17 protein-coding genes are annotated in these 24,167 nt (G+C 65.4%); 10 read left to right on the plus strand and 7 right to left on the minus strand.

Going from position 1 to position 24,167, the window contains the following annotated elements; genetic code table 11:
- The 4 genes from bcsE to bcsB all read right to left on the minus strand — a co-directional run.
- Positions 1-1,774, minus strand: a 1,774-nt coding sequence (gene bcsE, locus F3J17_RS05070) for a cellulose biosynthesis protein BcsE (RefSeq protein ID WP_167054552.1), incomplete at its 3' end; no start/stop codon positions are given.
- Positions 1,775-1,874: 100 nt separating this feature from the next.
- Positions 1,875-5,957 (minus strand): cellulose synthase subunit BcsC-related outer membrane protein, encoded by a 4,083-nt coding sequence (locus F3J17_RS05075; protein ID WP_240160814.1) that lies wholly within the window; start codon positions 5,955-5,957, stop codon positions 1,875-1,877.
- On the minus strand, positions 5,927-7,237 hold the full coding sequence (bcsZ, locus tag F3J17_RS05080; protein WP_167054555.1) for a cellulose synthase complex periplasmic endoglucanase BcsZ: 1,311 nt from the start codon (positions 7,235-7,237) through the stop codon (positions 5,927-5,929). The genes F3J17_RS05075 and bcsZ overlap by 31 nt, the downstream gene beginning before the upstream one ends.
- 2 nt (positions 7,238-7,239) lie before the next feature.
- Positions 7,240-9,708 carry a cellulose biosynthesis cyclic di-GMP-binding regulatory protein BcsB gene (bcsB, locus tag F3J17_RS05085; protein ID WP_167054557.1) on the minus strand — a complete coding sequence of 823 codons (2,469 nt, stop codon included), beginning with the start codon at positions 9,706-9,708 and terminating at the stop codon, positions 7,240-7,242.
- A 566-nt stretch (positions 9,709-10,274) separates the two neighbouring features.
- Between bcsB and F3J17_RS05090 the strand changes: the two genes are divergently transcribed.
- Positions 10,275-10,943: an O-methyltransferase gene (locus F3J17_RS05090; protein ID WP_167054559.1), complete on the plus strand. Its 669-nt coding sequence runs from the start codon at positions 10,275-10,277 to the stop codon at positions 10,941-10,943.
- 82 nt (positions 10,944-11,025) lie between these two features.
- Here the strand turns inward: F3J17_RS05090 and F3J17_RS05095 are convergent, their stop codons facing one another.
- Entirely contained in the window at positions 11,026-13,155 is a 2,130-nt protein-coding gene (locus F3J17_RS05095; protein WP_167054561.1) for a TonB-dependent siderophore receptor, read from the minus strand.
- Positions 13,156-13,706: 551 nt separating this feature from the next.
- On the opposite strand from F3J17_RS05095, the gene F3J17_RS05100 reads away from it, so the two are divergent.
- From F3J17_RS05100 to F3J17_RS05110, 3 genes are read left to right on the plus strand one after another with little or no spacing between them, the layout of a single operon-like run.
- Positions 13,707-14,462, plus strand: coding sequence for a PIG-L deacetylase family protein (locus F3J17_RS05100; RefSeq protein WP_167054563.1), 756 nt, complete (start codon positions 13,707-13,709; stop codon positions 14,460-14,462).
- Positions 14,459-15,154, plus strand: coding sequence for a 4-carboxy-4-hydroxy-2-oxoadipate aldolase/oxaloacetate decarboxylase (locus F3J17_RS05105; RefSeq protein ID WP_167054565.1), 696 nt, complete (start codon positions 14,459-14,461; stop codon positions 15,152-15,154). Before F3J17_RS05100 ends, F3J17_RS05105 begins: the two co-directional genes overlap by 4 nt.
- A 14-nt stretch (positions 15,155-15,168) precedes the next feature.
- The gene (locus tag F3J17_RS05110; protein ID WP_345891138.1) at positions 15,169-16,305 is read left to right on the plus strand and encodes a 4-oxalomesaconate tautomerase; all 1,137 of its coding nucleotides are present in this window, start codon (positions 15,169-15,171) and stop codon (positions 16,303-16,305) included.
- Between the two features lie 20 nt (positions 16,306-16,325).
- On the opposite strand, the gene F3J17_RS05115 is transcribed toward F3J17_RS05110, so the two are convergent.
- Entirely contained in the window at positions 16,326-17,615 is a 1,290-nt protein-coding gene (locus tag F3J17_RS05115; protein ID WP_167054567.1) for a LysR family transcriptional regulator, read from the minus strand.
- The gene (locus F3J17_RS05120) at positions 17,612-18,319 is read right to left on the minus strand and encodes a GntR family transcriptional regulator (protein WP_167054568.1); all 708 of its coding nucleotides are present in this window, start codon (positions 18,317-18,319) and stop codon (positions 17,612-17,614) included. Before F3J17_RS05120 ends, F3J17_RS05115 begins: the two co-directional genes overlap by 4 nt.
- Before the next feature lie 329 nt (positions 18,320-18,648).
- Here F3J17_RS05120 and F3J17_RS05125 point away from each other — a divergent pair, with 329 nt between their 5' ends.
- The 6 genes from F3J17_RS05125 to F3J17_RS05150 all read left to right on the plus strand — a co-directional run bounded on the left by F3J17_RS05125 (position 18,649) and on the right by F3J17_RS05150 (position 23,920).
- A complete protein-coding gene (locus tag F3J17_RS05125) occupies positions 18,649-19,506 on the plus strand; it encodes a gallate dioxygenase (RefSeq protein WP_167054570.1) in 858 nt (285 codons plus the stop codon).
- Entirely contained in the window at positions 19,506-19,865 is a 360-nt protein-coding gene (locus tag F3J17_RS05130) for a protocatechuate 3,4-dioxygenase (RefSeq protein WP_167054572.1), read from the plus strand. Before F3J17_RS05125 ends, F3J17_RS05130 begins: the two co-directional genes overlap by 1 nt.
- 155 nt (positions 19,866-20,020) lie before the next feature.
- Complete coding sequence (locus F3J17_RS05135; protein WP_167054574.1) at positions 20,021-21,364, plus strand: MFS transporter; 1,344 nt, start codon at positions 20,021-20,023, stop codon at positions 21,362-21,364.
- A 93-nt stretch (positions 21,365-21,457) separates the two neighbouring features.
- A complete protein-coding gene (locus F3J17_RS05140) occupies positions 21,458-22,561 on the plus strand; it encodes a porin (RefSeq protein WP_167054576.1) in 1,104 nt (367 codons plus the stop codon).
- A gap of 105 nt (positions 22,562-22,666) precedes the next feature.
- Positions 22,667-23,503 (plus strand): multidrug ABC transporter ATPase, encoded by an 837-nt coding sequence (locus tag F3J17_RS05145; RefSeq protein WP_240160815.1) that lies wholly within the window; start codon positions 22,667-22,669, stop codon positions 23,501-23,503.
- A 123-nt stretch (positions 23,504-23,626) separates the two neighbouring features.
- Positions 23,627-23,920, plus strand: coding sequence for an antibiotic biosynthesis monooxygenase (locus tag F3J17_RS05150; RefSeq protein ID WP_345891139.1), 294 nt, complete (start codon positions 23,627-23,629; stop codon positions 23,918-23,920).
- Positions 23,921-24,167 lie beyond the last annotated feature (247 nt).

Consider the following 24,167-nt stretch of genomic DNA (forward strand, 5'->3'; position numbering starts at 1 on the left):
GGCCGGGCAGCGGCGTCAGCCCCGGTAACGGCTTGCTCGCGGCGGCGGCCGCCGCGTCTGCAGGCGAGACTTCACGCGGCGCGATATAGACGGGAATCTCGGGCGCGCCGCGTTGCTCCACCGCAGCGGGTGCAACAGGCGGCGTCTGCGCGGGCGCAGCGCCATCCTGCGGCGCATTGAGCGCGAGCCAGCCTGAGTAGTCGGGCGGCGTTTGTGCATCGATTTCGTCGGTGAGCGTTTCCAGCAGCGCGCCGATCGACTTCGCGTCGCCGCAACGCTGCTCGCCCTGGAACAGCTCGGCGAGCGGTCGCAGGAACACGCGCTGGCAAACCGCATCCGCGTCGCCCAGACGGCACGCGAAGAAGAACACGTAAAGGCTGTCGCCGGCGGCGGTCATGATGTCGCCCGCGCGCCGCTGATGGCAGGCCTTGAGCGCGTCCACGTGCGCCACTTCGGGCATCAGCGCGAGACGGATCATCACGTTCGGCAACTGGATCACGCGGCTGCGCTCGACGGCGGCGCGCACCAGCTCGACGAAGTGCGTCGCGCTCACGTAGCCGCTTTCCTCGCCGTGCATCACGGCGGCCAGCGCCTGACGATAGTCGGCGGGCATCGGCCGCGAGAACACCTGGCCTTGCAGGCTTTCGACGATGGCTTCGCACTGCGAAAGCGTCGTATTGCGCGGGATCACGCGGTTCGCGCCGAGGTTGAGCATGAGCGACTCGTAGCGCATCGCCACGCCGTCTTCGCGCACGATGATCTTGAGCGCGTTGCCGCATTGCAGGCGCAGCGTGTGAACGTGTTCGGCCAGCGCTTCGAGGTCGCGGCTCGCGCCGAAATCGAGAATCACGGTCGCGGCCACGGCGGTGCGTGCGGCGGTCAACGCCGCCTCGTTGTCGTCGACGACCTGCCAGGCGGGCGGCAGCACGCGCTCGTTGAGCACGGCGTCGCGCGAAACGATCACGCGGCCTTCGTCGGGCGCGAGCAGGCCCGCTTCGCCGATCGAATGCTGGAAGGTGCCGCCCGACACCGTGAGCCGATGGTCGACCGCCGAAAAGCGCAGCGGCAGCGACTGGCTGCCCAGCACACTGTCGCCCGAACGCCAGAACGCCACTTCCCAATGGAACTGGCCCTGCGTCTGCAGCAGTTGCGCCGCGCCCGCGAAGCGCGCCTGAAAAGCTGCGAGCGCGGGCTGGACGTTGTCTTCACCTGCGCCGGGCAGTTCGGCGACCAGCAGCACGCCGTGGCGATGCTGTGCGCACCAGTTGGCCAGTTGCGCGCCCTGACGCACGAGCGAGGCGGCGTCGTGCCAGTCGAAAAACGCATCTGCCCCTTCGATGTAGAACTGGCTGGCGGGCGCGGCGCACTGGTTGGCGAGCGCTTCGAGCGCCTCGATCAGCACCTGCGCGCCGTCGCGGCCCGGGATCGGCGTGAGCGAGCAGACATTGGCCCAGTGATGGGTGGCGTCGCGGCGGTCGACGTCTATGCCGTGCTCGCGCAGCGTTGCGGCGATGTTCGCGCTGTCGCGCGTGGAGAGCACGGTGGCCGGGCCTTCGAGCGCGGCGGCGGCGGTTTCCCAGAACAGCGCGTCGCGCGCGGGCGAGGCGCTGGCGTAGACGATATGCACCTGGCCCACACCGAGCGCGGCCAGCGCGGGCGGCAGGCCGTCGATTGCCAGCGGCTCGCGCTGCGAAAGGCGCGCGAGCAGCGAGGCGCGCGCCTCGGCGCCGGGCTGGGTCTTGCTGGCGGCAGAATCGCGGGCGGGCTTGTTCATCGTGTCACTCCCGGCGTGACCGCGCACATCGCCGCGCGACGCACGAGCGGGTCGGCAAAATCAGGCAGCGCCTTGTCCATCGAAGTCTTCATACGATGCCTCAATATTCCGAGTATGGCCTGACCGGCGTCGGCGGGTACGGCACCGGGCCATGCTGCGGCGAGAAGAAGTAGCGCAGATACAGCAGGCCGACGTTCGGCGCGTAGTCGCGCGAGCGGTCGAGCCGGAAGCGTCCGCCCACCGTGAAGTGCGGCGTCACGCGATATTCGAGCGCGGCTTCCACCGCATAGCTGAAACCGCCGCCCGAGCCGCCGCCGAAATACGGCGAACCCAGGCCATTGGCGGCCATATAGGCGGCCGCTTCGGACTGCAGCGCGGCGTTGGTCGGGAAATACGGCGAACGGTCCTCGTTCGTGAACGACACGCCCACCGAGCCGTCGATTTCCCACGACAGCTTGTTGTAGCGTCCGGTCCAGTCGAGCGGAATGCCGAACGACAGGTAACTTTGCGGGCTGTAATAGCCGCCGTTTCCGAAGGTGTAGAAGTGCTCGTTCTTCGAGTACTTCCAGAAGTTGATCGTGAGACCGCTCGACACGTTCTGGTCCGGTCGCTGCCACACGGTCAGCCCGTAGCCGCTGCGGATGCGCAGTTCCTGGTTGGTCTGCACGTTCGAGCCGGTCAGCAGGCCGTAGCCGACGCTCGTGAACAGGGTGCCCGGCCCGAAGTCCTGCGCGCCGCGCACGGTCACGCTGTTGCGCACCACGCCGCCCCAGGTCTCGCCGGTGACGGGGTCGCGCCCGCCCGCGTAGGACACGAGGCTGCTTGTCATCGCCCGGCGCGACACGTCGACCGACAACGACGCATGCGGGAAATCGTAGCGATACAACAGGCCGCCCAGCACGCTCGTGATCGGGAAGCCAAGCGGCGTGGTGCCGATATCGGCGCGCCAGTTGGTGTTCGCGCGGTTGTACTCGTAGCCCGCCGCGAGCGCCACGCCGGTGGCCGTCTCATTGACCGGATTCAGCCCGGTATTGCCGAGCGCCGCAATCTTGCCGTACTGGTACGAACTTTGAAGATCGTTGGCGGGCAGCGTGCCGGCGTTCAGATAGACCGTATCGGCGTGGAAGAAATAGTGGCCGGTGTAGCCATCCGGAATGCGCACGTAGAGCGGCACTTCGGTGGCATGCAGTTCCGAAATGCCGGAGTCGCCCGAGAGATTCGACTGATACCACTCGGTGGCGATCTGCCCTTGCTTGCGGTCCTCCAGACCTTGCAGCGCGCGCGCCGCCGAGGTCAGGCCATCGGACGGATCGGGCTGCTCGCCTTCGGCCTGCTCCTGCGTTTGCGAGGTGCGATAGAGGCTGGCGGCTTCGTTGTAATCGCCGCGCGACTGCGCCACGCGTCCGGCCTGCGTAGTGATGTCGGAGCGATCGGGATAACGCGCGCGCAGCGGATCGACCACATCCTGTGCGTCCTGATTGAGCCCCTGTGCCGTGAAGCGGCGCGCCACCGCAAGCCGCGTATCGACGTCGTCATCGGGTGTATCAGCCAGCACGTCGCGCACCAGTTGCGCGGCCTGCGCGTTGCGGCCCATGTGCTCGTACTGGCGCGCGATCGTCAGACGCGCGTCGGGATCGTTGGGATTCGTCGCCAGCACTTTTTGCGCGGACGCCATCGCGCCCTTGTAGTCGCCGCGCGCTTCCAGCAGATCGGCTTCTTCGAGCAGCCAGCGGCGGTTCGACTTGAGCCGGTCCGGCACGGCGTCGAGCGTGCGCTGCGCGCTGCGCAGGTCGCCCGCGGCGATCTGACGGTCGGTCGCCCGCACCGCCAGACGCAATTCCTGATCGTCGAGACTCGCACGCTGATCGTCCGTGATGCCGGGCTGCGCGCGCGTCGCGTCGATCCACTTGGCCCAGTCGTCGTCGCGATTAGCCGCGCCGAGCAATTCACCGTAGCGCACGCGCGCGCCGTTCGCGCCTTCGTCGTTCGGGTGCGCCGCGAGCCAGTCCTGCACCAGCTTGAGCCCCTTGTCGGTTTCGCCGATGGCGATCCATTCGCGCCCCACCGACGCCAGCATCTGCGGATCGTTGGCCGCCGTGGCGCTGTCCGCCGCGGCGTCGAGCATGGCGCGCGCTTCGTCTTCCTTGCCCTGCGCGATGAGCTGGCGGACCTGCGCGAGCTGCTTTTGCGCCTTGAGGTTGCCCATCAGTTCACGCATGCCATCGCTGCGCTGCGCGACCGGAATGGCGTCGAGCTGCGCGGCGGCGCCGTCCACATCGTCGACTGAATTCAGATAGAGCGCGGTGGCGTAGTGCATGTCGGGCGCCTGCGAGACCTTCAGGCCGTCCTCCATCACCTGGCGGCCGAGCGCGGGCAGGCCCAGATCGCGGTACTGGCGCGCCAGCGTGAAGCGCGTCCAGGCGTCGTCGGGCGTTAGGCGCACGGCTTCTTCGAGCTTGGCGATGGCCGGGCTCTTGTGATTTTCGGCGAGCAGTTGATCCGCCTGGATCGACAGCAGATCGGCGCGCAGGCGCTTGAGTTCGGCATCGGAACCCGTCAGGCGCGGTGCGGTGGCGGTGATGAGCGGATCGATCTCGCTGTCACGATGGGTTTCGCGCAGCACGGTCACGAGGCTGCGCAGCGCGTCCATATCCGGCTTCTTCGCTTCGACGAGCGGACGCAGCAGCGCTTCGGCCTCGCTCCACTTCTTCTGGGCGATCAGCGAATCGGCGAGGATGCGCGTGGCGTCGCTATTGCCCGGATCGAGCTTGAGCGCCTCGCGGGCGAGCTTCTCGCCTTCTTCTGGCTTGCCTTGCGAATTGGCGGTGCGGGCGCGGCCAATCGTGCCCCAGATGGCCGCGGTCTTTTCGAGGCTGCGCCACTTGCCGGCGTTATCCGGATCGAGCTTGAGCGCGCGCGCAAACAGTTCGCGCGCCTCGTCCTGACGGCCTTCGCGCATGCGCACGAGACCGAGCGAGCCGATCGTCTCGCCGTCATTGGGCGCGGCGCGCTGCGCGGTTTCGAACGACGCTTCGGCATCCTTGAGATCGCCGCGCTGCAGTTGCGCGAGGCCGCGATTACGCGCCGCCGAGCCGGGGCCGGCGCGGCGCGGGCTCGCGCTGCCGCCGCCATTTCCGCCGCCACTGCTTCCGCTCGAAGCGACGTTGTACGGTTTGCCGCTCGCCGCCGCCGCGTTAGCCTGGGCCACGCCTTTCGGGCCGAGCTTTTTCGCCAGATCGGCGACGGACTGCTGGGTATCGGTGTCGTCGGGGACTTCCTGCAGATAGCGCAGATACCAGACGTAGTAAGCCGGATCGTCGCGCCCGGCGCTGCCGAGCGCGCGCCGCCACAGTTCCAGCGCCTGGGCGCGGTTGCTGTCCTGGCGCTGATACACGCCATAGATCAGGTTCAGCCCTTCCATGCGCGTGCTGGCGCGATCGGTGAGCATATCGCCGAGCATCAGTGCGCTCGCGCTGTCGCCGGGATTCTGCTTCAGGCGCGCGCGCAGTTCGCCCAGGACCTGCACGCGGCCAGCGTCCGTGCCCGCGATGATGCGGTAGTAGTCGCGCGCCAGATCGCCGCGCGGCGCGCCGCTCGGGAATAGCTTCTTCATGCGCGCGGCGGCTTCGTCGGACTTGCCCGCGCTCGACAACAGGTGGATCTGCGCCAGCTCGTTCTTGTCGCTGGTCGCCACGCGGTAGGCGTCGGACAGCTCCTGGGTCGCGGGCGCGTTGGGCGCAACCTTCTTGAGTTGCGCGAGGACTTTTGCCGCTTCGGCCGTGTGATTCATGCGCAGCTCGATTTCGCCCTTCAGCGCGAGCGAATCGGGTTGCTGCGGGTCGAACAGCAGCGCTTTCTCCACGAGTCCTTGCGCGACGTCGGGACGGTTCTTGCCCATCCACATGCGCGCGGCCGACAGCAGTTGCGCCGCCTGCACGGAAGGCGCGCCTGCATAGGTCGGAGGCGGCGGCGCTTCGCGCGTGCTCTGGACGTTCTGCACGGTTTGCGCGCGCGCAACCAACGGCGACGCCGCGATCAGCAGCGCAAGCAGCGGCGACAGGTGTGGCAAGAAACGTGGCGAAACGCGCGGCGTGCCACGCATGCGGCGCACAGCGCGACGTGAAGCGCGGCCAGGCGCGCGGGCGAGGGCGGTCAGCGCGGTGCCGGGCATCGGGTCGTCCATGCGGGCGCGACGCGGCCTTGCGCGTCGAAATGATAAAGACCTTGCAGATAGCCGAGGCCGAACAGCATCAGCACGCTGCTGTAATAGCCGGGCGGCGATTTTTGTGCGAGCGTGCGGCTGCGTTCGACCTGCGCGTCGGCGAGATCGGTGCGGCCGAGCGCCGACAGATACGGCGCGACCGCCGCCGAAAAGCCGCCGTTGCCTTCGTTTGCGCCGGGCGTGCCGGTCTGGGTGTCGACACGCTCGGGCGGAAAGCCGTGTGCCGCCACGAATGCCGAGAGCGGCGAGAACGTCGCAAGCGTCGGGGCGCGCAACGGATCGTCGAAGGCGAGCATGCCCGCCCACAGATAGACGCGGATCGCGTTGTAGGCGCTTTCGGCGTGCGTCGGCGCATCGGGGCCGAAGCCGTTCTTGCCGCCGTTTTTCGCGCCGTCCTTGCCGCGATACACCACCCAGTCGGGCGAAAAGCCGTGCGGCGCGGTGTCGTTGACGAGCTTCGTCGAGCTGTCGAGCAGCGCCTTCCATTCGCTCGCTTCGGGCAGCGCCAGCGCGAAACGGCGCATCACCTGCAGCGGCACGTAGCTGGGGTTCAGACGCCAGCTATCCTTGTCGAGCTTGAAGCCCTGCGGCCCAGGCAGCACCGTGCGGCCCAGTCCCGGCAGCGTGGCCGTTTCACTGCGCACGATGTTGCGCGCCATCACGGTGCCAAGCGCCGTGTAGCGGCGCTCGTTCCAGAGCCGGCCCGCTTCGAGCAGCGTGTAGGCGATCCAGAGATCGGCGTCGCTCGCGGAGTTCGAATCGATGACGCCCCACGTGCCCTTCGAGCTATCCGGCGCGCCGGTCGCCGAAGTGCCCGATGCGCCTGACGCCGCCACCGGCGCGCCTTTCTCGTCGATGTCGGTGCGCCCCCAGATCCACGCGGGCAGATGGGCCGTGAGGTCGCCCTGGGCGAGGTTGTTCTCGGTCCACTGGAGGATTTTGTCGAAGGTCGCGCGGTCGTTTGCGACCAGCGCGAAGAAGAGCGCATACGACTGACCTTCGGACACCGTGATCTGGCGCGGCGTGCTGGCGTCGATTACGCGGCCATCGGCGGAGAGCAGGTCGTGCCTGAACGCGTTCCAGTCGGCCCACGCGCAGGCGGTCGCGCTTGCGTTTGCAGCTGTGCCCGCAGACGTCGGCGCGGGCGCGGCCGCCGGCGCCACGCCCGCACTCACGAGCGGCGCGACCGCGCAGGCGCCGGCCGCGAGCCAGCGCGCGAGGCGGGACGATCCCGGCCGCATCGTCAGTCTCCGGTGCGGCGAGCGGCCATGCGGCCCAGCGCCCAGAACACCGTAAGCGCGACGATCAGGCCCGCGAGAATCCCCGCGAGCGCCATCAGCGACGGGTAGCGCGAGACATGCACCCAGATGCGCGCATACCACGGCAGATCGCCGACGAAGTAGCGATCGCCTACGCGCAGACCTTCCACGTCGTTATGGCGCACGAGGCTCAGGTCGCCGTGCATTGCGGCGATCTTGCCGCTGTCTTCCATCGCGTCCAGCACGTCGCCCAGTTGTGCCGACGAGGTGGTCGCAAGCGCCACCACGCTGCGACCCGACGAAAGCGGCGATTCGAAGCCGATCAGCGCCGAGATCGGGCCGCCCAGCGACACGATCGAGCGTCCTGCAGGCGTGGCATCGTCCATATCTTCGGTGCCGCCCAGCCAGCCTGGCCAGCCGCTCTTCTGGTCGCGCGTGGTCACTTCGGTCTTGCCGCGCTCGATCAGCAATGGCAGATCCTTGCCCCATTTGGCGAGCAGATTGGCCGCCGAACCCGAGCCGATCACGAGCAGATCGTTGCCGCTCACGCTATCGACCTGGCTGGCGGTCACGAGCTTCACACGCAGCGCGGGCAGGCCGGTCCACTGGCCCATATGGCCGAGCATCGTGAGCACGGCTTCCTGATCCTGCGCGTTGGGCATATCGGGAATCACCACTGCGGTTTCGGCGAGGTCGGCCATGCGCGTGAACGGATAGCCGCTGTTGGCGAAGAAGGCGAGGTTCGGCAGCGCCGTGTAGTGCGCGAAATCGCTGAAATCGACCACTGAATCGGGATCGACGGCGGCGCGCGCCACGTCGGCGGCTGTCGACGTGCACAGGCCGGTCTTCTGCGAATCGATATGAAACTGGAACTGGAACTGGTTATTCGAGCCGACGCGGAACGCCGGGATTTCGATGTTGCTCGATGCGCGCGCATCGGCGCCCGACAGCAGCGGCACGTTGATGCGCGCTTCGTCGGTGGAGCGCGTAACCGGCTTCAGGCGCTGCGAACGCACCAACTGGTCGTTGATGCTCACGTTGAGGATCGAATCGTTCCACGTCGACGGCGCGGTGTAGCGATAGCGGATATCGAGCGGCACGTTGCTGCGCGCCCATGCGTAGAGGTCGGCGGGCACGCGCATGTTCACGCGGATCGCCGGCGGGTTGTAGCCCGAGACCTGCAACTGCTGCGGATCGCTCACGAGTTCGCGCAGCAGCACCGGGCGGTCGGTCGGCACCCAGTTGGGCGCGTCGTAGGGCTTGCGCGCCGGGCCCATATCGACCGATTGCACCACTACGCTGTCGCCCGACATGCCGGCCTGGCCGAGCACCAGCGCATCGGCGGCCTTTTCCAGTTCTTCGGGCGTGCGGCCGGCGAGCACCAGCAGCTTGCGGCCGGAATTCGGATCGGCGGCGGGGTTGGTCATCACCGAAATCGTCGGGCCCTTGATCTCCGGCAGCGTGATGCCGTCCGGCACCTGGCCCGGCAGCGCGAGCACGACAGCGTTTGCGTCGGTGGGTGCGCTGCGCACCACCGGGAAGCGCGCGCCGCGATAGCTCGCCAGCGCGCCCAGCCACGACGACACCACGCCCGCCGCATGCAGCGTCGGCACACCCGCGTTGGCGGCGAGCACGAAGGGCACGCGCAGCAGCGTGTTGTCGTGACGGTCGAAGAACGGCACCGGCAGCAGCGCAAGGCTGTTGGGCAGCGTGATGCCCGTGGTGTTGAGCGTGAGCGTGGTCTCGGGCGCGACGTCGGTCCACAGCGTCGAGTGGTAGGGGTCTTCGCAATGATCGAGCGTGTAATGCGCGATCATCTGCACGCTGATGCGGTTGAAGTCCGTGAACAGGCGCGGATCGAGATTGATCTCGCTCGTCACCAGTTGGCCGGCGGTTTCCTTCACCAGCGGAATCGTGGCGACGACTTCGCCGTTGACCATCACGCGCAGATGCGAGAGCGGATAGATCAGCGAGGGCGAATACGTGTAGACGAGGCGCAGCTTCGCGCTGTTGACGACTTCGTCGGTGCGCACGTCGACGTTCAGATAGCCGGTGGGATCGAGCCCGCGCAGCTCCATCGGCCCATAGCTGCCCATCTGGCGCAGCGAGAACACGCGCGAGCGCGGCGGACCGGCGGGGATGGGCGAGGCCGTGGCGTCGACCGGCATGGCGATCTTGCCGGGCGCGGTCTGGATCACGGCGGGACCGCTGCCGCCCGGTGTGTTGGCCACTACGCCAGCCACGCCGCCGGTGAGACCGATGCCGATATCCGGCCCGGAAGCCGCGGCGGGTGCGTCGGTCGCGCTCTGCGCAGTTGCCGTGCCTGGTGTTGCGTTAGATGGCGCTTTACCGGCTGGCGCGGAGGCGGCCAGCTTGTCGGCGGCGAGAAGGCTGGACGCCAGCAGCAGCCCGGCGATCAGCGCGCCGAGGCGGACTTGAACGGAAACTCGCATCGCAAACGGCCCTTTGTCTTATCGCGACGGCTGCCCCCAGATCGTGCACAGCCAACCGTCGTCGGGTGATATTGGCGATTCCGCTCTCCCGCCCTGATCAGGATTGCGCCAACGTTCGGAGTTCGTCGGAGTTTATATGACTCTTATCAAAACCGGCAGATGATTGCTCACCGTTTATTGACATTGCATTGTCAAGAATGGTTAAAGCCGTGTAGTCAATCGCTTAGCGAGTCGTATCCGCGCAACGCTTTACCTGGTAAGCCTCTCAAGGCAGTTGCACACTCGCTTTCCCGAATGGACTTTATTGCTTTTGCATACGCAATGTTTGCGAACGCTTGTCCATGCCTTTAGGGATTTGCTATGCATATTGAATGGGATTTCGCAAGCGGCGCCGATAGGCATAAAGGTAAGCGAACGATAAAACGCATTTAATTCGATATCCGAAATAAATGGGCGCGTGTAAGTAACCGGACAATCGCCAGACTCCACGCGGGATCCGGCGGGCAAACTGCGCGTGCTCCGGCGTGCGCGTTAAGCTGGCCGCTTCTCTATCGCGGAGTGGCGCAATGAACGAGCAGACCTGGCAGGCAGTGGACGACTGGTTTTCGGAACGGTTGATCGGCGCGGACGACGCGCTCGACGGTGCGCTGGCGGCGAGCGCGAAGGCGGGCTTGCGCGCCATCAACGTCGCGCCCAATCAAGGCAAGTTTCTGCATCTGCTGGCGCGCATCCAGGGCGCGCGGCGCATTCTGGAGATCGGCACATTGGGCGGCTATAGCGCGATCTGGCTCGGGCGCGCGCTGCCCGCGGACGGCGCGCTGGTCTCGCTCGAATTCAGTCCGGAGAACGCCGCGGTGGCGCGCGCCAATATCGCGCGCGCGGGCCTGAGCGACAAGGTGACGGTCGTGACCGGCCTCGCGCTGGATTCGCTCGATGCGATGCTGCGCGATGGCACGCCGCCGTTCGATTTCGTCTTCATCGACGCGGACAAGCGCAGCAATCCGCAGTATCTGGAGCGCGTGCTCAAGCTCGCGCGTCCAGGGACGGTAATCGTGGCCGACAACGTAGTGCGCAGCGGCCGTATCGCCGATCAAAGCGATCACGACGTCGATGTGGTCGGCCTGCGTGATTACTTCGAGCGCGTGACGGCGGATGAGCGGCTCGACACCACGGCGGTCCAGACGGTGGGCAGCAAGGGCTGGGACGGCTTCGCGATCACGATCGTGGGCGCTTAGCGGTTGGTAAAAACGAAAACGCCGGTGCGGACACCGGCGTCTTTTTACTTCGACGGGCTTCGACTGGCCTCGATCAGGCAGATCAGAAGTCCGTCGTCATCGAGAACAGCACCGTGCGCGGTGCGCCCATCGTCAGATAGCCGCCAGTCGCCGAACTCCAGTAGGCCTTGTTGGTGAGGTTGAACACGTCGGCGCGGAAGGTCGTGTCGCGGCCAAAGAGGTTCGTCTTGTAGCGCGCGCCCAAATCGACCGTATCCCATGCCTTGATCGACAGCGTGTTGGTGGCGTTCAGGTATTGCGGCCCGGTGTGCGTATAGCGCGCCGAGAGCGTCAGGCCCTGGACCCACGGCAGATCGTATTCCGCGCCGAGGTTGAACATGAAGCTGGGCACACCGATCGGATGATTGCCGTCGGTCGAGCCGGTATCCAGTTGCACCGCGTTGATGTAGGTCGCGCCCGCGATCAGGCGCACGCCCTTATAGACCTCGCCGAACACCGACGCCTCCACGCCGCGATGGCGCTCGTTGCCATCGGCGACGAAGTAGCCCGCGCTATTGGTATAGCTCTGCGGCTTTTCCAGCTGATACAGCGCCAGTTGCGCGCCGTACTTGCCGGTGTCGTACTTCACGCCCACTTCATATTGCTTCGTGCGCTGCGGCGCGAGCAGCGCGCCGTAGTTCTTCGCACTGGTCGGTGCCTGGTCGCCCGCCGAGAGCGATTCGCTGCGGTTCGCGTAGAACGCGAGGTTGTCGGTCGGCTTGAACACGAGGCCGAACAGCGGCGTGGTGATCGAGTCGTTGTAGGCCTCAGTCTGCTTGAGCGTCGACGACGAATACGCGTTCGACAAGATCTCCTGGTGACGCACGCCTACCGTGAACAGCACGCGGTCGTGGAAGAAGCCGAGCGTATCCGACGCCGCCACGCTGCGCATCAGGTTCAGCGCGGTGGTGGGCGGGTTGCCGTCGAGGCCCTGCGAGTAGTACTTCGCGGCCGGCGAGGACACTTGCGGCGTGTTGTAGAGATCGGTGTTGAAGCTGCCCGACAGATTCCACGCCGACTGCGTATTCACGCGCACAATCGACGCGCCGGCCGTCACGAAGTGGCTGACCGGGCCGGTGTTGAAGTGGCCGCGCACGCCCGCTTCCGCCGAGGTCGCGTCTTCCTTGCGCGGCACGTACATGCGCGTGGCGGTGGTGAGCGCCGGATTCGTGTAGTACGGCGACGAATACTGGCCCGACTCGGTGCTATGGCGCACGCCGCCTGCCACGTAAGCGGTCCAGCCCGGCACGAAATCGTATTCGGCGCGCAGGATGCCGACCGTGTCTTCGGTCTGGCTCGACGACCAGGTCTGGCCGTAGTTGTAGGTCGCCGAAGGCAGCGCCGGGATGGTCGTGCCCGAGACGAATACCGAAGGCCGCCCATCGCCCACGTGCTGGCGCTGATAGAGCAGGTCGCCTTCGAGACGCAGCTTGTCGCCGCGCCAGTCGAGCGCCACGGCGGTCTGGTTGTTGCGGCGGTGTTCGCCGTCGATGCTCGTTTCGCCGTCGCGGTTGGCCTGGTTCACGCGAATGCCGAACTGATCCTTGTCGCCGAAGCGGCGGCCCACATCGATATGCGTGCCGAACTCGCCCGAGCCGCTGCCTTCGAGGGTGACTTCGGTGAGCGGTTTGTCGTCGGCGCGCTTGAGCTGCAGGTTCACGCTGCCGCCAATCGAGCTGCCGCTCGGCGCTGCGCCGTTCAGGAAGGCGCTCGCGCCCTTGAACACATCGACGCGCTCGATGGCGGGCGTTTCCACCATCTGGCGCGGCGTGATGCCGTAAAGACCGTTGAGGGAGACGTCGTCGCTGTCGAGCGCGAAGCCGCGAATGACGTACACCTCCTGGAAGTTGCCGTAGCCATTGGTCGTGCGCACGGCGGGGTCGTTTTTCAGCACGTCGGCGATGGTGCGGGCCTGCTTGTCGGCAATGGCCTTCGCGGTGTAGGTCGTCATGCTGAACGGCACATCGACGTTCTTCTGCTGGCCCAGCACGCCGAAGTTGCCGCCGCGCGCTACCTGGCCGCCGCCGAAGGTCGGCGCGAGATCGCCGGGCAGGGCGTCTTTGGCGGCCTGCACCTTGACGGTGGGGAGCGTGGCGTTGGCGCTGTCAGCGCCGCTCGTCTGGGCGAAGGCGGTTGTGGGCAGCGCGAACGCCAGGGCGACTGCGGCGAGCATGGCGCGACGGCTGGCGGGCAGAACAGGGCGGGCAGTTGGACGCGAGGAAGCGGAGGCAGAAACAGACAGCGCGGCCGCATTAAGGCGCGGCGAACGACGACGGGTGACAGACATAAATAGGTTCGAAGCGTATGGTCTTCTAGCCGCATCGCGAGACTGATGGCTCGTCGGCGGACATATCGTTTTTGGATTGCGCGGGCATCGCGACGATGACCGGCAGGCGGATTCTCAAAGGTATGCGGATTGTATATGCGAATGAGAACGATTGTCATTAGCACTTAAGATGTCAATCGACCTATTCGGCGTTTACGCAACACTTTCAACGAGCGCGCGCGGATCGGGCCTGCCCGAATGCGCAAGGCGAGGAGCGCCAGGTTCGTTGCGTCCGCAACATTGCGCTGTCCAGATCGAGTGCCGAACCGCATTCCGACCCCCGCCGGGATGGGCGTCGGCAACCTGCGGTAAACCCTCGACATAAACAATTTCGATAGCTTTGGACGGCAGTTTCGGTACGCCGCCCGCGAGGCCCAAACCTACAATGGCGCATCGTGATGACGAAGTTGGGTGAACCGGAAATGACTGAAAAATCGATGCTCGTGGTGAGCGCGCATAGCGCGGATTTCGTTTGGCGCGCGGGTGGTGCAATCGCGCTGCACAAGAAGAACGGCTACCGCGTGAAGGTGGTGTGCCTCTCGTTCGGCGAGCGCGGCGAATCCGCCAAGCTGTGGCGCAAGGGCGCCGACATGACGCTCGATAAGGTCAAGGCCGCGCGCCGCGAGGAAGCGCTGGCCGCCGCCGAGATCCTGGGCGCGGAAGTCGACTTCTTCGATCTGGGCGACTATCCGCTGCGCGTGTCCGACGAAGCGCTGCTGCGCCTCGTGGACGTCTACCGCGACGTGCAGCCCGCTTTCGTGCTGAGCCATTCGCCGAAAGACCCGTACAACTTCGATCACCCGCTGGCGATGCACGTGGCGCAGGAAGCGCGCATCATCGCCCAGGCCGAAGGTCACAATCCGGGGCAGAAGATCGTCGGCGCGCCGCCGGTCTACGCGTTCGAGCCGCACCAGACCGAGCAGTGCGAGTGGACGCCGAACACCTTCCTCGACATCACCGAAGTGTGGGACACCAAGCGCCGCGCAATCGAATGCATGGCCGGTCAGGAACACCTTTGGGAGTACTACACGCGCGTCGCGCTGCAACGCGGCGTGCAGGCCAAGCGCAACATCGGCATCACCGCGAAGCGAGACATTCAATACGCCGAAGGCTATATGCGCCTGACTCCGGCTGTGACGGGAGACCTGGCATGAAGCGCGGCGTCGTCGTAACCGATATTCCGCGCGCCGACGCGAGCGACCTGGCGATCCTGCAAGCTGCCGGCTCCGCCACGGTGCACGAAGCGCAGGCGCGTCTGGGCCTGCTGGCCACCTACATGCGCCCGATCTATTCCGGCGCGGCGATTGCCGGTTCGGCGGTCACGGTGCTGATGCCGCCGTCCGACAACTGGATGCTGCATGTGGCCGTCGAACAATGCCGCCCCGGCGACATCGTGGTGGCCGCACCGACTTCGCCCTGCGAGGACGGCTATTTCGGCGATTTGCTCGCTACGTCGATGAAGGCGCGCGGCGTGCTGGGCCTGATCATCGATGCGGGTGTGCGCGATGTGCGCACGCTCAAGGAAATGAACTTCCCGGTGTGGTCGAAGGCGGTCTCGGCGCAAGGCACCGTGAAGGAAACGCTCGGCTCGGTCAACGTGCCGTTGGTGTGCGCGCAGCAGATCGTGCACGCAGGCGACGTGATCGTCGCCGACGATGACGGCGTGGTGGTCGTGCCGCTCGCGAGCGTGCCGAAGGTGGTCGAAGCCACCCAGGCGCGTATCGCCAAGGAAGAGAAGACGCGCGCCGTGCTGGCGGGCGGCACGCTCGGCCTCGACTATTACGCTATGCGCGAACGCCTCGCGGAAAAGGGCCTGCGCTACGTGCAGTCCGCTGCGGATCTCTGAGCGGAGGCTGGCCGGTGTCGACTTCGAACCATGACGCGAGCGCGCGTGCGCAGACACAGACCCGTTTGCGCTGCATGCTGATGCGCGGCGGCACGTCGAAAGGCGCGTATTTTCTCGCCGCCGATCTGCCCGCCGATCCGGTGCTGCGCGACCGCGTGCTGCTCGCGGTGATGGGCTCGCCCGATCCGCGCCAGATCGATGGCATTGGCGGCGCGGACCCGCTCACCAGCAAGGTGGCGATCGTCTCGCCATCGACGCGTGACGATGCCGAAGTCGACTATCTGTTCGCGCAGGTCGTGGTGAACGAGGCGCGCGTGGACTACGGCCAGAATTGCGGCAATCTGCTGGCGGGCGTCGGGCCGTTCGCCATCGAGCGCGGTCTGGTGGACGCGCGCGACGGCGTGACGCCCGTGTCGATCCACATGGTCAACACCGGCCAGATCGCCGTGGCGAATGTGCCGACGCCCGCGCGCATCGTGCAATACGAAGGCGATGCGCGCATCGACGGCGTGCCGGGCACGGCGGCGGCGATTCCGCTGGCGTTTCGCGATACCGCGGGCTCGACCTGCGGCGCCTTGCTGCCGACCGGCAATCCGAAGGACACGGTGCAAGGCATCGACGTCACCTGTATCGACAACGGCATGCCGCTCGTGCTGATGCGCGCGCAGGATCTGGGCCGCACGGGCTACGAGACGCGCGAGCAACTGGACGCCGACGCCGACCTGAAAGCGCGTATCGAAGCGATTCGCCTGGAAATCGGCCCGCGCATGAATCTGGGCGATGTGCGCGAGCGCACCGTGCCGAAGATGTGTCTGGTCGCCGCGCCGCGCGACGGCGGCACGATCAGCACGCGCAGCTTTATTCCGCACCGTTGCCACGCGTCGATTGGCGTGCTGGGCGCGGTCAGCGTGGCGAGTGCGGCGGCGCTGCCGGGAACGGTGTGCGAAGGTCTTGCGGCGTTTGAAGCGAGCGCGCAAGCAAGCGCTACCGAACGTGTCGTTGTCGAGCATCCGACCGGTGAATTCACCGTCGAACTGACGCTCGCGCGCCATGACGGAAAGGTCGAGATCACCGGTGCGGCGCTGTTGCGTACCGCTCGCTGGTTGTTCGACGGCGTGGTTGCGATCCCGCCGTCGGTCTGGACGAAGTAACGCGCCTCCTGCGGCGCGCTTCAAGGCATCGGTGAGCGCGCCGCCTGGCTGCCCAGGCGGCCTTCCACCACCCGCACCGCCGGTGCGGCGTCCGCCACCGCCAGCCTGATCGCGTCGATCAACGCACGTGCGCCGGGCGACGGCGCGCTATCGGCGCGCATCGTCAGGCCGATCTCGCGCCGCGTGTTGTGCAGCGGCACATCCAGCACCACCAGTTCTCCCGCGGCGATTTCATAGTGCAACTGCTGCGCCGAGAGCGCGGCGATCATGTCCGTGCCCATCAGCAGGCCGCGTATCACTGCGAGGTCGGCGGTCTCGACGGTCGGCATGGGCGGCTTCAGTTTGAGGCGCTTGAACTGCGCCTCGAATAGCCCGCGCGCAGGCGAATGCAGGCGCGAGACGATCCATTGCGCGTTACGCAGATCGCCCACATTCAGCCCGGTTTTCTGCGCGAGCGGATGATCGCGCCGCGCGAGCACGACCATGTCTTCGGCCATCAGGCGCTCATTGGCGAGGCCACTGGCCGCATCGTTTTCACGCAGCGCGCCGAGTACGAAATCGACGTCGCCCGCGCGCAAACCTGCCACCAGCAATTCATAGGCGCTTTCGTCCGTCACCACGCGCACGCCGGGATGCTGCGCGCTCAGACGCGCGATGGCGGCCGGCAGGATCAGCGTGCGGCCGAGCGGCAGCGCGCCCACTGTGACCGCGCCCTGGATATTGCCGTGCAACGCGGCGATATCGTCGGGCACGTGGCGCAGTTCGTTGAGCGCGCGGCGCACGTGCAGCAGGAACGTTTCGCCTTCCTCGCTCAGTTGCACGCCGCGCGGGCTGCGGTGGAACAGCGTGATGCCCGAGCCGCTTTCGAGCACGCGCATCGCGCTGCTCACCGCGGGCTGGCTGATGCCGAACGCACTCGCGGTGCTGGGCATATGCCGATGACGGGCCAGCGCCACAAACAGTTGCAGCCGCCGCGTATTGAGCAGCCACGCGGGCAGCGCGCCTTCGGCGAGCGCACGGCGGCGCGTCTGGCGCGCCGCGCACCACTGCGCGAGCGCTTCGAGTTCGGAAAAGATGCGCGCACAACGATCCAGCACGACGCGGCCCACGGCCGTCGGCAACATGCCCGAGGGCTTGCGCTCGAATAGCGGCTCGCCCAGCGCGGTTTCGAGTTCCTGCACCGAGCGCGTGACAGCCGATTGCGCGCGATAAAGCGCGGCTGCGGCGCGCGTGGCGCTGCCCGTATCGGCGACCAGACGGAATGCGCGCAGGTGCGCGAGATTGAGCAGATCGGCAGGATTGGTACTCATGCGGCCCCCGCGATCAGATGCAGATGCTCGACCGAGAGATTCAGGCTCTCCTTCGAAATATGCGTGTGCTCTTTCATGAGCGCCTCCACGCGCGCACCTTCGCCCTTGAGCAGCGCGCCGACGATGGCGTGATGCTGGCGGTGCGCGTAGGCGAGCATCATGTATTGCTGCTGGCGCGCGGCGTCGTCGAATACCACCGTGGCCGGAGAGACGAACGGAATCTTGTCGTTGAGCCCCAGCGCCGCGCTGACCGCGTGGTTCTGCGCGGCGTCGACGATAAGCGCGTGAAAGCGGCCGTTCATATCGGCGTAGTGCGCTTCGGCATCGCCGCCGAGCGCGTCGGCGCCCGCCTGGAAAATCGCATCGCCTTCGCGCAGACAGTCCTGCAAGGCGCGCGCGAGCGCTGGGCTCACGCCGCGTTCGGCCACGCTGCGCGCGGCCAGGCCTTCGAGCACACCGCGCACGTCGATGGCATTGAGCACGTCGGTCACGCTGAAACGGCGCACGATATAACCCCGCGCGCCTGAGCGCTCGACGAGCCCTTCGGTCGCCAGCACGCTCAGCGCGTAACGCAGCGGCGTGCGCGAAATGCCGAGTCGTTCGGCGACCTGCGCTTCGACGAGCCGCTGGCCCGGCGCAAGCTCGCCCGAAAGGATGCGCGTGCGCAGCGCCTGCACGATGGTTTGCTGGGTGGTCTCGTTCATGTCGATGTCCCGCCAGGCGGCGCATGGGCGGCCTTGCGAGTTCGTTCTTTTGCTATCTGTTTCGTTTATGGAGGTGTTGCGGCGCGTATGCGCGACAGATGACGCGCGACGTGATTCAGGATACCAAAAACCGTTATGGCGCGCGGGTTTCCCGGCAGGCCGGAGGGCGCAGAAACGCCCAATAGCGCATTTATTACGGACTCAAACGCGAAAACAGTGGTTAACCCTTACTTACGGCGCAAAGCGCCATTCTGTAATTTCGTATCCCAAGAGGTCGGCGGCCGTCAGAGTGCGGTGCGACCCCACGGTAATCGGAAGAGGTGAGAAGCATGGCAAGGATTGTGGGCGGCATCGGTACTTCGCATGTGCCGACGATTGGTTTGGCGTACGACAAGGGCAAGCAGAACGAGCCCGCCTGGGCGCCGCTGTTTCAGGGGTACGAACCCGTGGCGCAATGGCTGGCCGAGCGCAAGCCGGACGTGCTGGTGATGTTCTACAACGACCACGCCAACAGCTTCTTCTTCGACTGCTACCCGACTTTCGCGCTGGGCGTGTCGCCGGAGCACGAATTCGCCGATGAAGGCGCGGGCAAGCGTCCGCTGCCGGATATCGCCGGGCATCCCGAACTGGCGATCCATATCGCCGAACAACTCGTCAACGACGAGTTCGACCTGACGATCTTCCAGGACAAGCCGCTCGACCACGGCTGCAACTCGCCGCTTTCGCTGATGCTGCCGCACGCGGGTGGCTGGCCGACGGCGCTGGTGCCGTTCGAAGTCAACGTGCTGCAATATCCGCTGCCGACGGCGAACCGCTGCTATCGGCTCGGGCAGGCGCTGCGCCGCGCGATCGAATCGTTCGAAGAAGATCTGGACGTGGTGGTGGTGGGCACGGGCGGTCTCTCGCATCAGGTGCATGGCGAGCGCAGCGGCTTCAACAACACCGAATGGGACATGGAGTTCCTCGACCTCATCGTCAACGATCCGGAACGGCTCGCGAAGATGAAGCATGTCGATTACGTGCGCCTGGGCGGTGCGGAAAGCGTGGAAACGATCATGTGGCTGGCGATGCGCGGCGCGCTCGCGCCGAAGATCAAGGAAGTGCATCGCAACTACTACCTGGCGACCAGCACGGCGATGGCCGTGACGGTGTACGAAAACCTGCCGGAAGCCGGGGAGGGCGCGTAATGAATCCGCAACTCGAAGGCGTCGAAGCGCTTACGGGCACCTATCCGTTTGACATCCGCCAGAGCATCAAGGCGATGCGTCTGAACCGCTTCTTCTGGATGATGCGCACGCCCGCCGCGCGCGAACTGTGGCTCAGCGACCGCACGGCCGCCTACGACGCCGCCGCGCTCACGGCCGAAGAACGCACGCTGGTGGACAACACCGACTGGCTGGGTCTCGTGCAATACGGCGTGTGCTTCTTCGTGCTGGAGAAGTTCGCGCGCGTCGTGAAGATCACCAATCTGGGCATGTACGCCTGCATGCGCGGCGAAACGCTCGAAGCGTTTCTGAAAACGCGTCAGGTGCCGGATGCGGTTTGAAGCGAGCGGTTTGAAAACCGCAGTTTGATCGCCTGAACCAGCGGGCGCGCGCCACCCCGGAACGCCGCGCCCGCCGTTTAAAAAGCAGTCTGCAATAGAACACTCCTGAGCCGACGAAGCACAGGAGCGGGGAAATATTAACTTCGGAGACACGCATGAACTCTGCTGACGCAGTGGATATCAAGGGCTTTATCGACGCCCGCAGGATGTCGGGCTATCAATGGCTCGTCCTCGCCCTCTGTTTTCTGATCGTGACGCTCGATGGCCTCGACACGGCCGTGATGGGCTTCGTCGCGCCCGTCGTCATGAAGGAATGGGGCATCGCGCGGGCTGCGTTCGGCCCGGTGATGAGCGCGGCGATGGTGGGTCTGGCGATTGGCGCGCTGGTGGCGGGACCGTCCGCGGACCGCATCGGCCGCAAGAAGGTGCTGATTGGCTCGGTCGCGTGTTTTGGCGTCTTCAGCCTGTTGTGCGCGTTTGCCAATACGCCGGGCCAACTGGTGGCGCTGCGTTTTCTCACCGGCCTGGGCCTGGGCGCCGCGATGCCCAATTCGACCACGCTACTCTCCGAATACGTGCCGTCGAAAAGCCGTTCGCTGCTGCTGACCATCATGTTCACGGGCTTTAACTTTGGCTCGGGCGCGGGCGGCTTCGTCGCGGCGGCGCTGATTCCGCACTTCGGCTGGCGTGGCGTGTTCGTCTGCGGCGGCGTGCTGCCGATCCTGTTCGTGCCGGTGTTGATGGGCCTGCTGCCAGAATCCGCGCGCTTCCTGCTGGTGCGTCGCTTCTCTGTCGAACGCATCGCGGCCACGCTTTCGCGTGTGACCGGCCATCGCTTCGGCGCCGACTCGCGCTTCACGTCGCCGGAACCGGTTGTTGCCGCCAAAGCTCCCGTACGCATGCTGTTCGCCGATGGCTATGCCATGAGCACGCTGATGCTGTGGGTCACGTACTTCATGGGACTCCTGATCATCTATCTGCTCACCGGCTGGCTGCCGACGCTCATCAAGGATGCAGGTCTGCCTGTCGAACGCGCGGCAGCGATCACCGGGATGTTCCAGCTGGGCGGCACGGTGGGCGCGATCGTCGTGGGCTTCGCGATGGACCGTCTCGACCGCAACGCCGTGATTGGCGCGGCCTATCTGCTGGGCGGCGTGTTCATCTTCGCGCTGGGCATGGGCACGCTCAAATCCGGCATGCTGACCGTGCTGGTGGCTTGCGCGGGTTTCTTCATGAGCGGCGCACAAACCGGCCTCAACGCCCTGGCGCCGACCTGCTACCCGACCCGTGCCCGCGCCACCGGCGTGAGCTGGATGCTGGGCTTCGGACGCCTGGGTGGCATTCTCGGCTCGTTCGTGGGCGGCGTGCTGCTGTCGCTGGGCTTCAGCTTCTCGACGGTGTTCTCGGTGCTGGCCGTGCCCGCGCTTGTCGCCGCCGCAGCGATCCTGCTTAACCGCCTCGCATTGCGCTTTATCACCGCGCCGGTCGCGGACGCTTGAGTGCCGGGTGCGCGGCGTCGCGTGCCGCCGCGCACCTCATCATCGACTTAAACCAATAACAGATTCAAAAGCGATAAACAGGAGACTTGGAGAATGACGAAAAGTAAGCAGTACAAAAAGATTGTGGCCGCGCTGGCGGGGGTAATCTGCGCAGGCCCGGCGTTCGCGCAAAGCAGCGTGACGCTCTACGGGATGATGGATACGGGCATCACCTATGTGAGCAATCAGGGCGGCCATGGCAATGTGAAGATGGACGACGGCGTCAACGGCCCGAACCTCTGGGGCATCACCGGCACGGAAGACCTGGGCGGCGGCAGCAAGGCATTCTTCCAGCTCGTCAACCAGTTTCAGATCGACAACGGCAGCTTCATGCCGAACAAGAGCCTCTTTAGCCGCACCTCGATTGTGGGTCTGAGCAACCCGGTATACGGCAAACTGTCGCTCGGTAACCAGTACGACTTCATGACGGATTCGCTCTACTTCGCGGGCGACGATCCGGCTGAACTCTCGGGCCACTTCTACGATTTCCGTGCAGGTCCCTTCGACAAGCTCGCGCTGCCGAGCAATGCGACCGGAGCATTCGACTGGGACCGCATGGCGGGCGAGACGGTCAATAACTCGGTGAAGTACGTGTCGCCGACATTCGGTGGCTTCAGCGCGGGCGCGATGTACAGCTTCGGCAACGTGGCGGGGTCGATCGGCACGGGCAATGGGTCGAGCTTTGCGCTTAACTACGCGCATGAGAACTTCGGCGTGAACGCGGCGTACACGAACCTCAAGTACGTGGTGACCGGCGAAGGCGACGTGAGCGTGCGCAACTGGGGTATCGGCGCGCACTACAAGTTTGGCGGCTGGATCACCAACGCGCTCTTCACGACAGTGCATAACTCGTATAACGGCGGATCGGTGTACGAGGGTTCGGTGGGCGCGCATTACTACTTCACGCCAGCGCTGAGTGCGGGTGCATCGTATATGTACATGAAGGGTAATGACGTGGTCGATAACAACCATGCGCACCAGGTGGCGGCGATTGTCGATTACGCGTTGTCGAAGCGCACCAGCGTGTACGTGCTTGGCGTGTATCAACGCGCAAGCTCGGGCGGTAATGCGCAGATCAACGGCATGAACAGCTCGGATGGCGCATCGAGCGGCCAGACGCAGGCTGTTGCGCGCGTGGGCCTGCATACGAAGTTCTGATTGTTTCTCTCTGGATGCGGTGTGGGTGGGTGATCCGCACGCACCGCGTTCTGTCTTGCGGTATTCTCCTTCGCGCTTCTCAAGCTCAACGGAGAAACCTGTCTCATGCGTACATTCATGCGGGCCGTTATGCCGCTCGCGTTTGCTTTCGCAGTCGTTGCAACTTTTTCGAACTCTGCTTGCGCGAGCGAAGAACAGCCCTGTGGCGAAGATGTCGTCGCATCGGTGGCCAAATGGGCCGGTGTGAAAGGCGAACTGAAGCCCTGGGGTAACGGCGACGGCCTGATCGCGGCCGCATCCTGCAAGGCCATGCCCGATGCACCGGACACGACCATCGCTGCGGTTGCTTTCGATACGAATCATGTTGGGCCGAACAGCGGTGGCGGCGACATCAGGCAGATCGTGGCGCTGGTCAAAGGCGGCGAAGTCGTCGCGGCCACGCGCTCTACCATCGAGCAGGATGTGCTGACCGAGGTGGGCAGCTTTCATATCGACACCGCACCATATTGGCTCTCACCCGACGTACGTGCGTTTGGCGTCGTATTCGACAGCAGCGCGCGCGGTCCGAGTTGTGCGGACGCGGCCGCAGACCAGGAACTGACGCTCTATGTGCGCGAGGACCGCACGCTGCGCCCCGTGTTCGGCACAAACCTTTACGGTTGGGTCAACACAGATCCCAACTCGTGTGGCGCGGGACTTGAAGGCGAGCATGATGCGGACGCATACATGACGATCGCCGTGGGAAAGACCATCAGTCATGGTTTCGCCGATCTCGCGCTGAGCGCACGCGTAACGCGCAATGACCAGAAAAGTCAGCAGCGGATCGAGACCGCCAAGTATACAAAGCGCATCGTCCTCCACTACGACGGCAAGACTTACGGCGTCAATATGTACCGCGATTTCTGGTATCCCAGCGACTCCGTGATGAAACGCAGCAAGTGATCTGGTAAGCAAGCGGAAAGGCGCTTTTCAGCCGATGCGTGATAACGTGGCGTGCGCGCCCGCTACGGCGAAGGCGCATTTCCCCGACGCATCATCGAATCAACGAAGAGCAAGGAGCAGAACGTGGTCTACGAAATGGCACACATCACGGTGTTGGCAGGCAAGAACGCCGAATTCGAAGCGGGCGTCACGCAGGCGCTGCCGCTTTTCCATCGCGCGCGCGGCTGCCGCAGCGTCGAACTGCAGCGCGGCGTGGAAGAGCCGAACCAGTACGTGCTGGTCGTGCAGTGGGAAACCGTCGAGGATCACATGGTCCACTTCCGCGAATCCGACGACTTCCAGGAATGGCGTCGTCTGGTTGGCCCGTACTTCGAGAAGCCGCCGGTGGTGGGGCATACGGAAGTGGTGGTGAAGTAAGCGGGCAGCGCCTGCATAAAAACTTGCCGCCGTGTTTGCGCTCGTTAGTCGCGCAAACACGGCGGCATTTTGTTTGTAGTTTGCATCGGTGCTAAAGGAGCATCAAGCGATCCCGGTTCGTTGACGTGGATCGCAGACGTGAGTCTGCTTTGGTGTTCTGATATTGCTTTGCGGTACGAATCAAACTGTACTGTTGTACTCCAATCGGCGGTTCAGTCGAGTTAAGACAGCGGTGCGCCAGAGAGTC

Source organism: Burkholderia sp. Ax-1719 (assembly GCF_011753055.1).
GTDB lineage: Bacteria > Pseudomonadota > Gammaproteobacteria > Burkholderiales > Burkholderiaceae > Paraburkholderia.

Bases quoted from the DNA above. Each gene is read 5' to 3' on its own strand.
- F3J17_RS05130 (WP_167054572.1), top strand. From the start codon at position 19,506: ATGAATCCGCAACTCGAAGGCGTCGAAGCGCTTACGGGCACCTATCCG.
- F3J17_RS05090 (WP_167054559.1), top strand. From the start codon at position 10,275: ATGAACGAGCAGACCTGGCAGGCAGTGGACGACTGGTTTTCGGAACGG.
- F3J17_RS05140 (WP_167054576.1), top strand. From the start codon at position 21,458: ATGACGAAAAGTAAGCAGTACAAAAAGATTGTGGCCGCGCTGGCGGGG.
- F3J17_RS05145 (WP_240160815.1), top strand. From the start codon at position 22,667: ATGCGTACATTCATGCGGGCCGTTATGCCGCTCGCGTTTGCTTTCGCA.
- bcsZ (WP_167054555.1), bottom strand. From the start codon at position 7,237: ATGCGGCCGGGATCGTCCCGCCTCGCGCGCTGGCTCGCGGCCGGCGCC.
- F3J17_RS05115 (WP_167054567.1), bottom strand. From the start codon at position 17,615: ATGAGTACCAATCCTGCCGATCTGCTCAATCTCGCGCACCTGCGCGCA.
- F3J17_RS05095 (WP_167054561.1), bottom strand. From the start codon at position 13,155: ATGCTCGCCGCAGTCGCCCTGGCGTTCGCGCTGCCCACAACCGCCTTC.
- F3J17_RS05100 (WP_167054563.1), top strand. From the start codon at position 13,707: ATGACGAAGTTGGGTGAACCGGAAATGACTGAAAAATCGATGCTCGTG.
- F3J17_RS05125 (WP_167054570.1), top strand. From the start codon at position 18,649: ATGGCAAGGATTGTGGGCGGCATCGGTACTTCGCATGTGCCGACGATT.
- bcsB (WP_167054557.1), bottom strand. From the start codon at position 9,708: ATGCGAGTTTCCGTTCAAGTCCGCCTCGGCGCGCTGATCGCCGGGCTG.
- F3J17_RS05135 (WP_167054574.1), top strand. From the start codon at position 20,021: ATGAACTCTGCTGACGCAGTGGATATCAAGGGCTTTATCGACGCCCGC.
- F3J17_RS05105 (WP_167054565.1), top strand. From the start codon at position 14,459: ATGAAGCGCGGCGTCGTCGTAACCGATATTCCGCGCGCCGACGCGAGC.
- F3J17_RS05120 (WP_167054568.1), bottom strand. From the start codon at position 18,319: ATGAACGAGACCACCCAGCAAACCATCGTGCAGGCGCTGCGCACGCGC.
- F3J17_RS05075 (WP_240160814.1), bottom strand. From the start codon at position 5,957: ATGGACGACCCGATGCCCGGCACCGCGCTGACCGCCCTCGCCCGCGCG.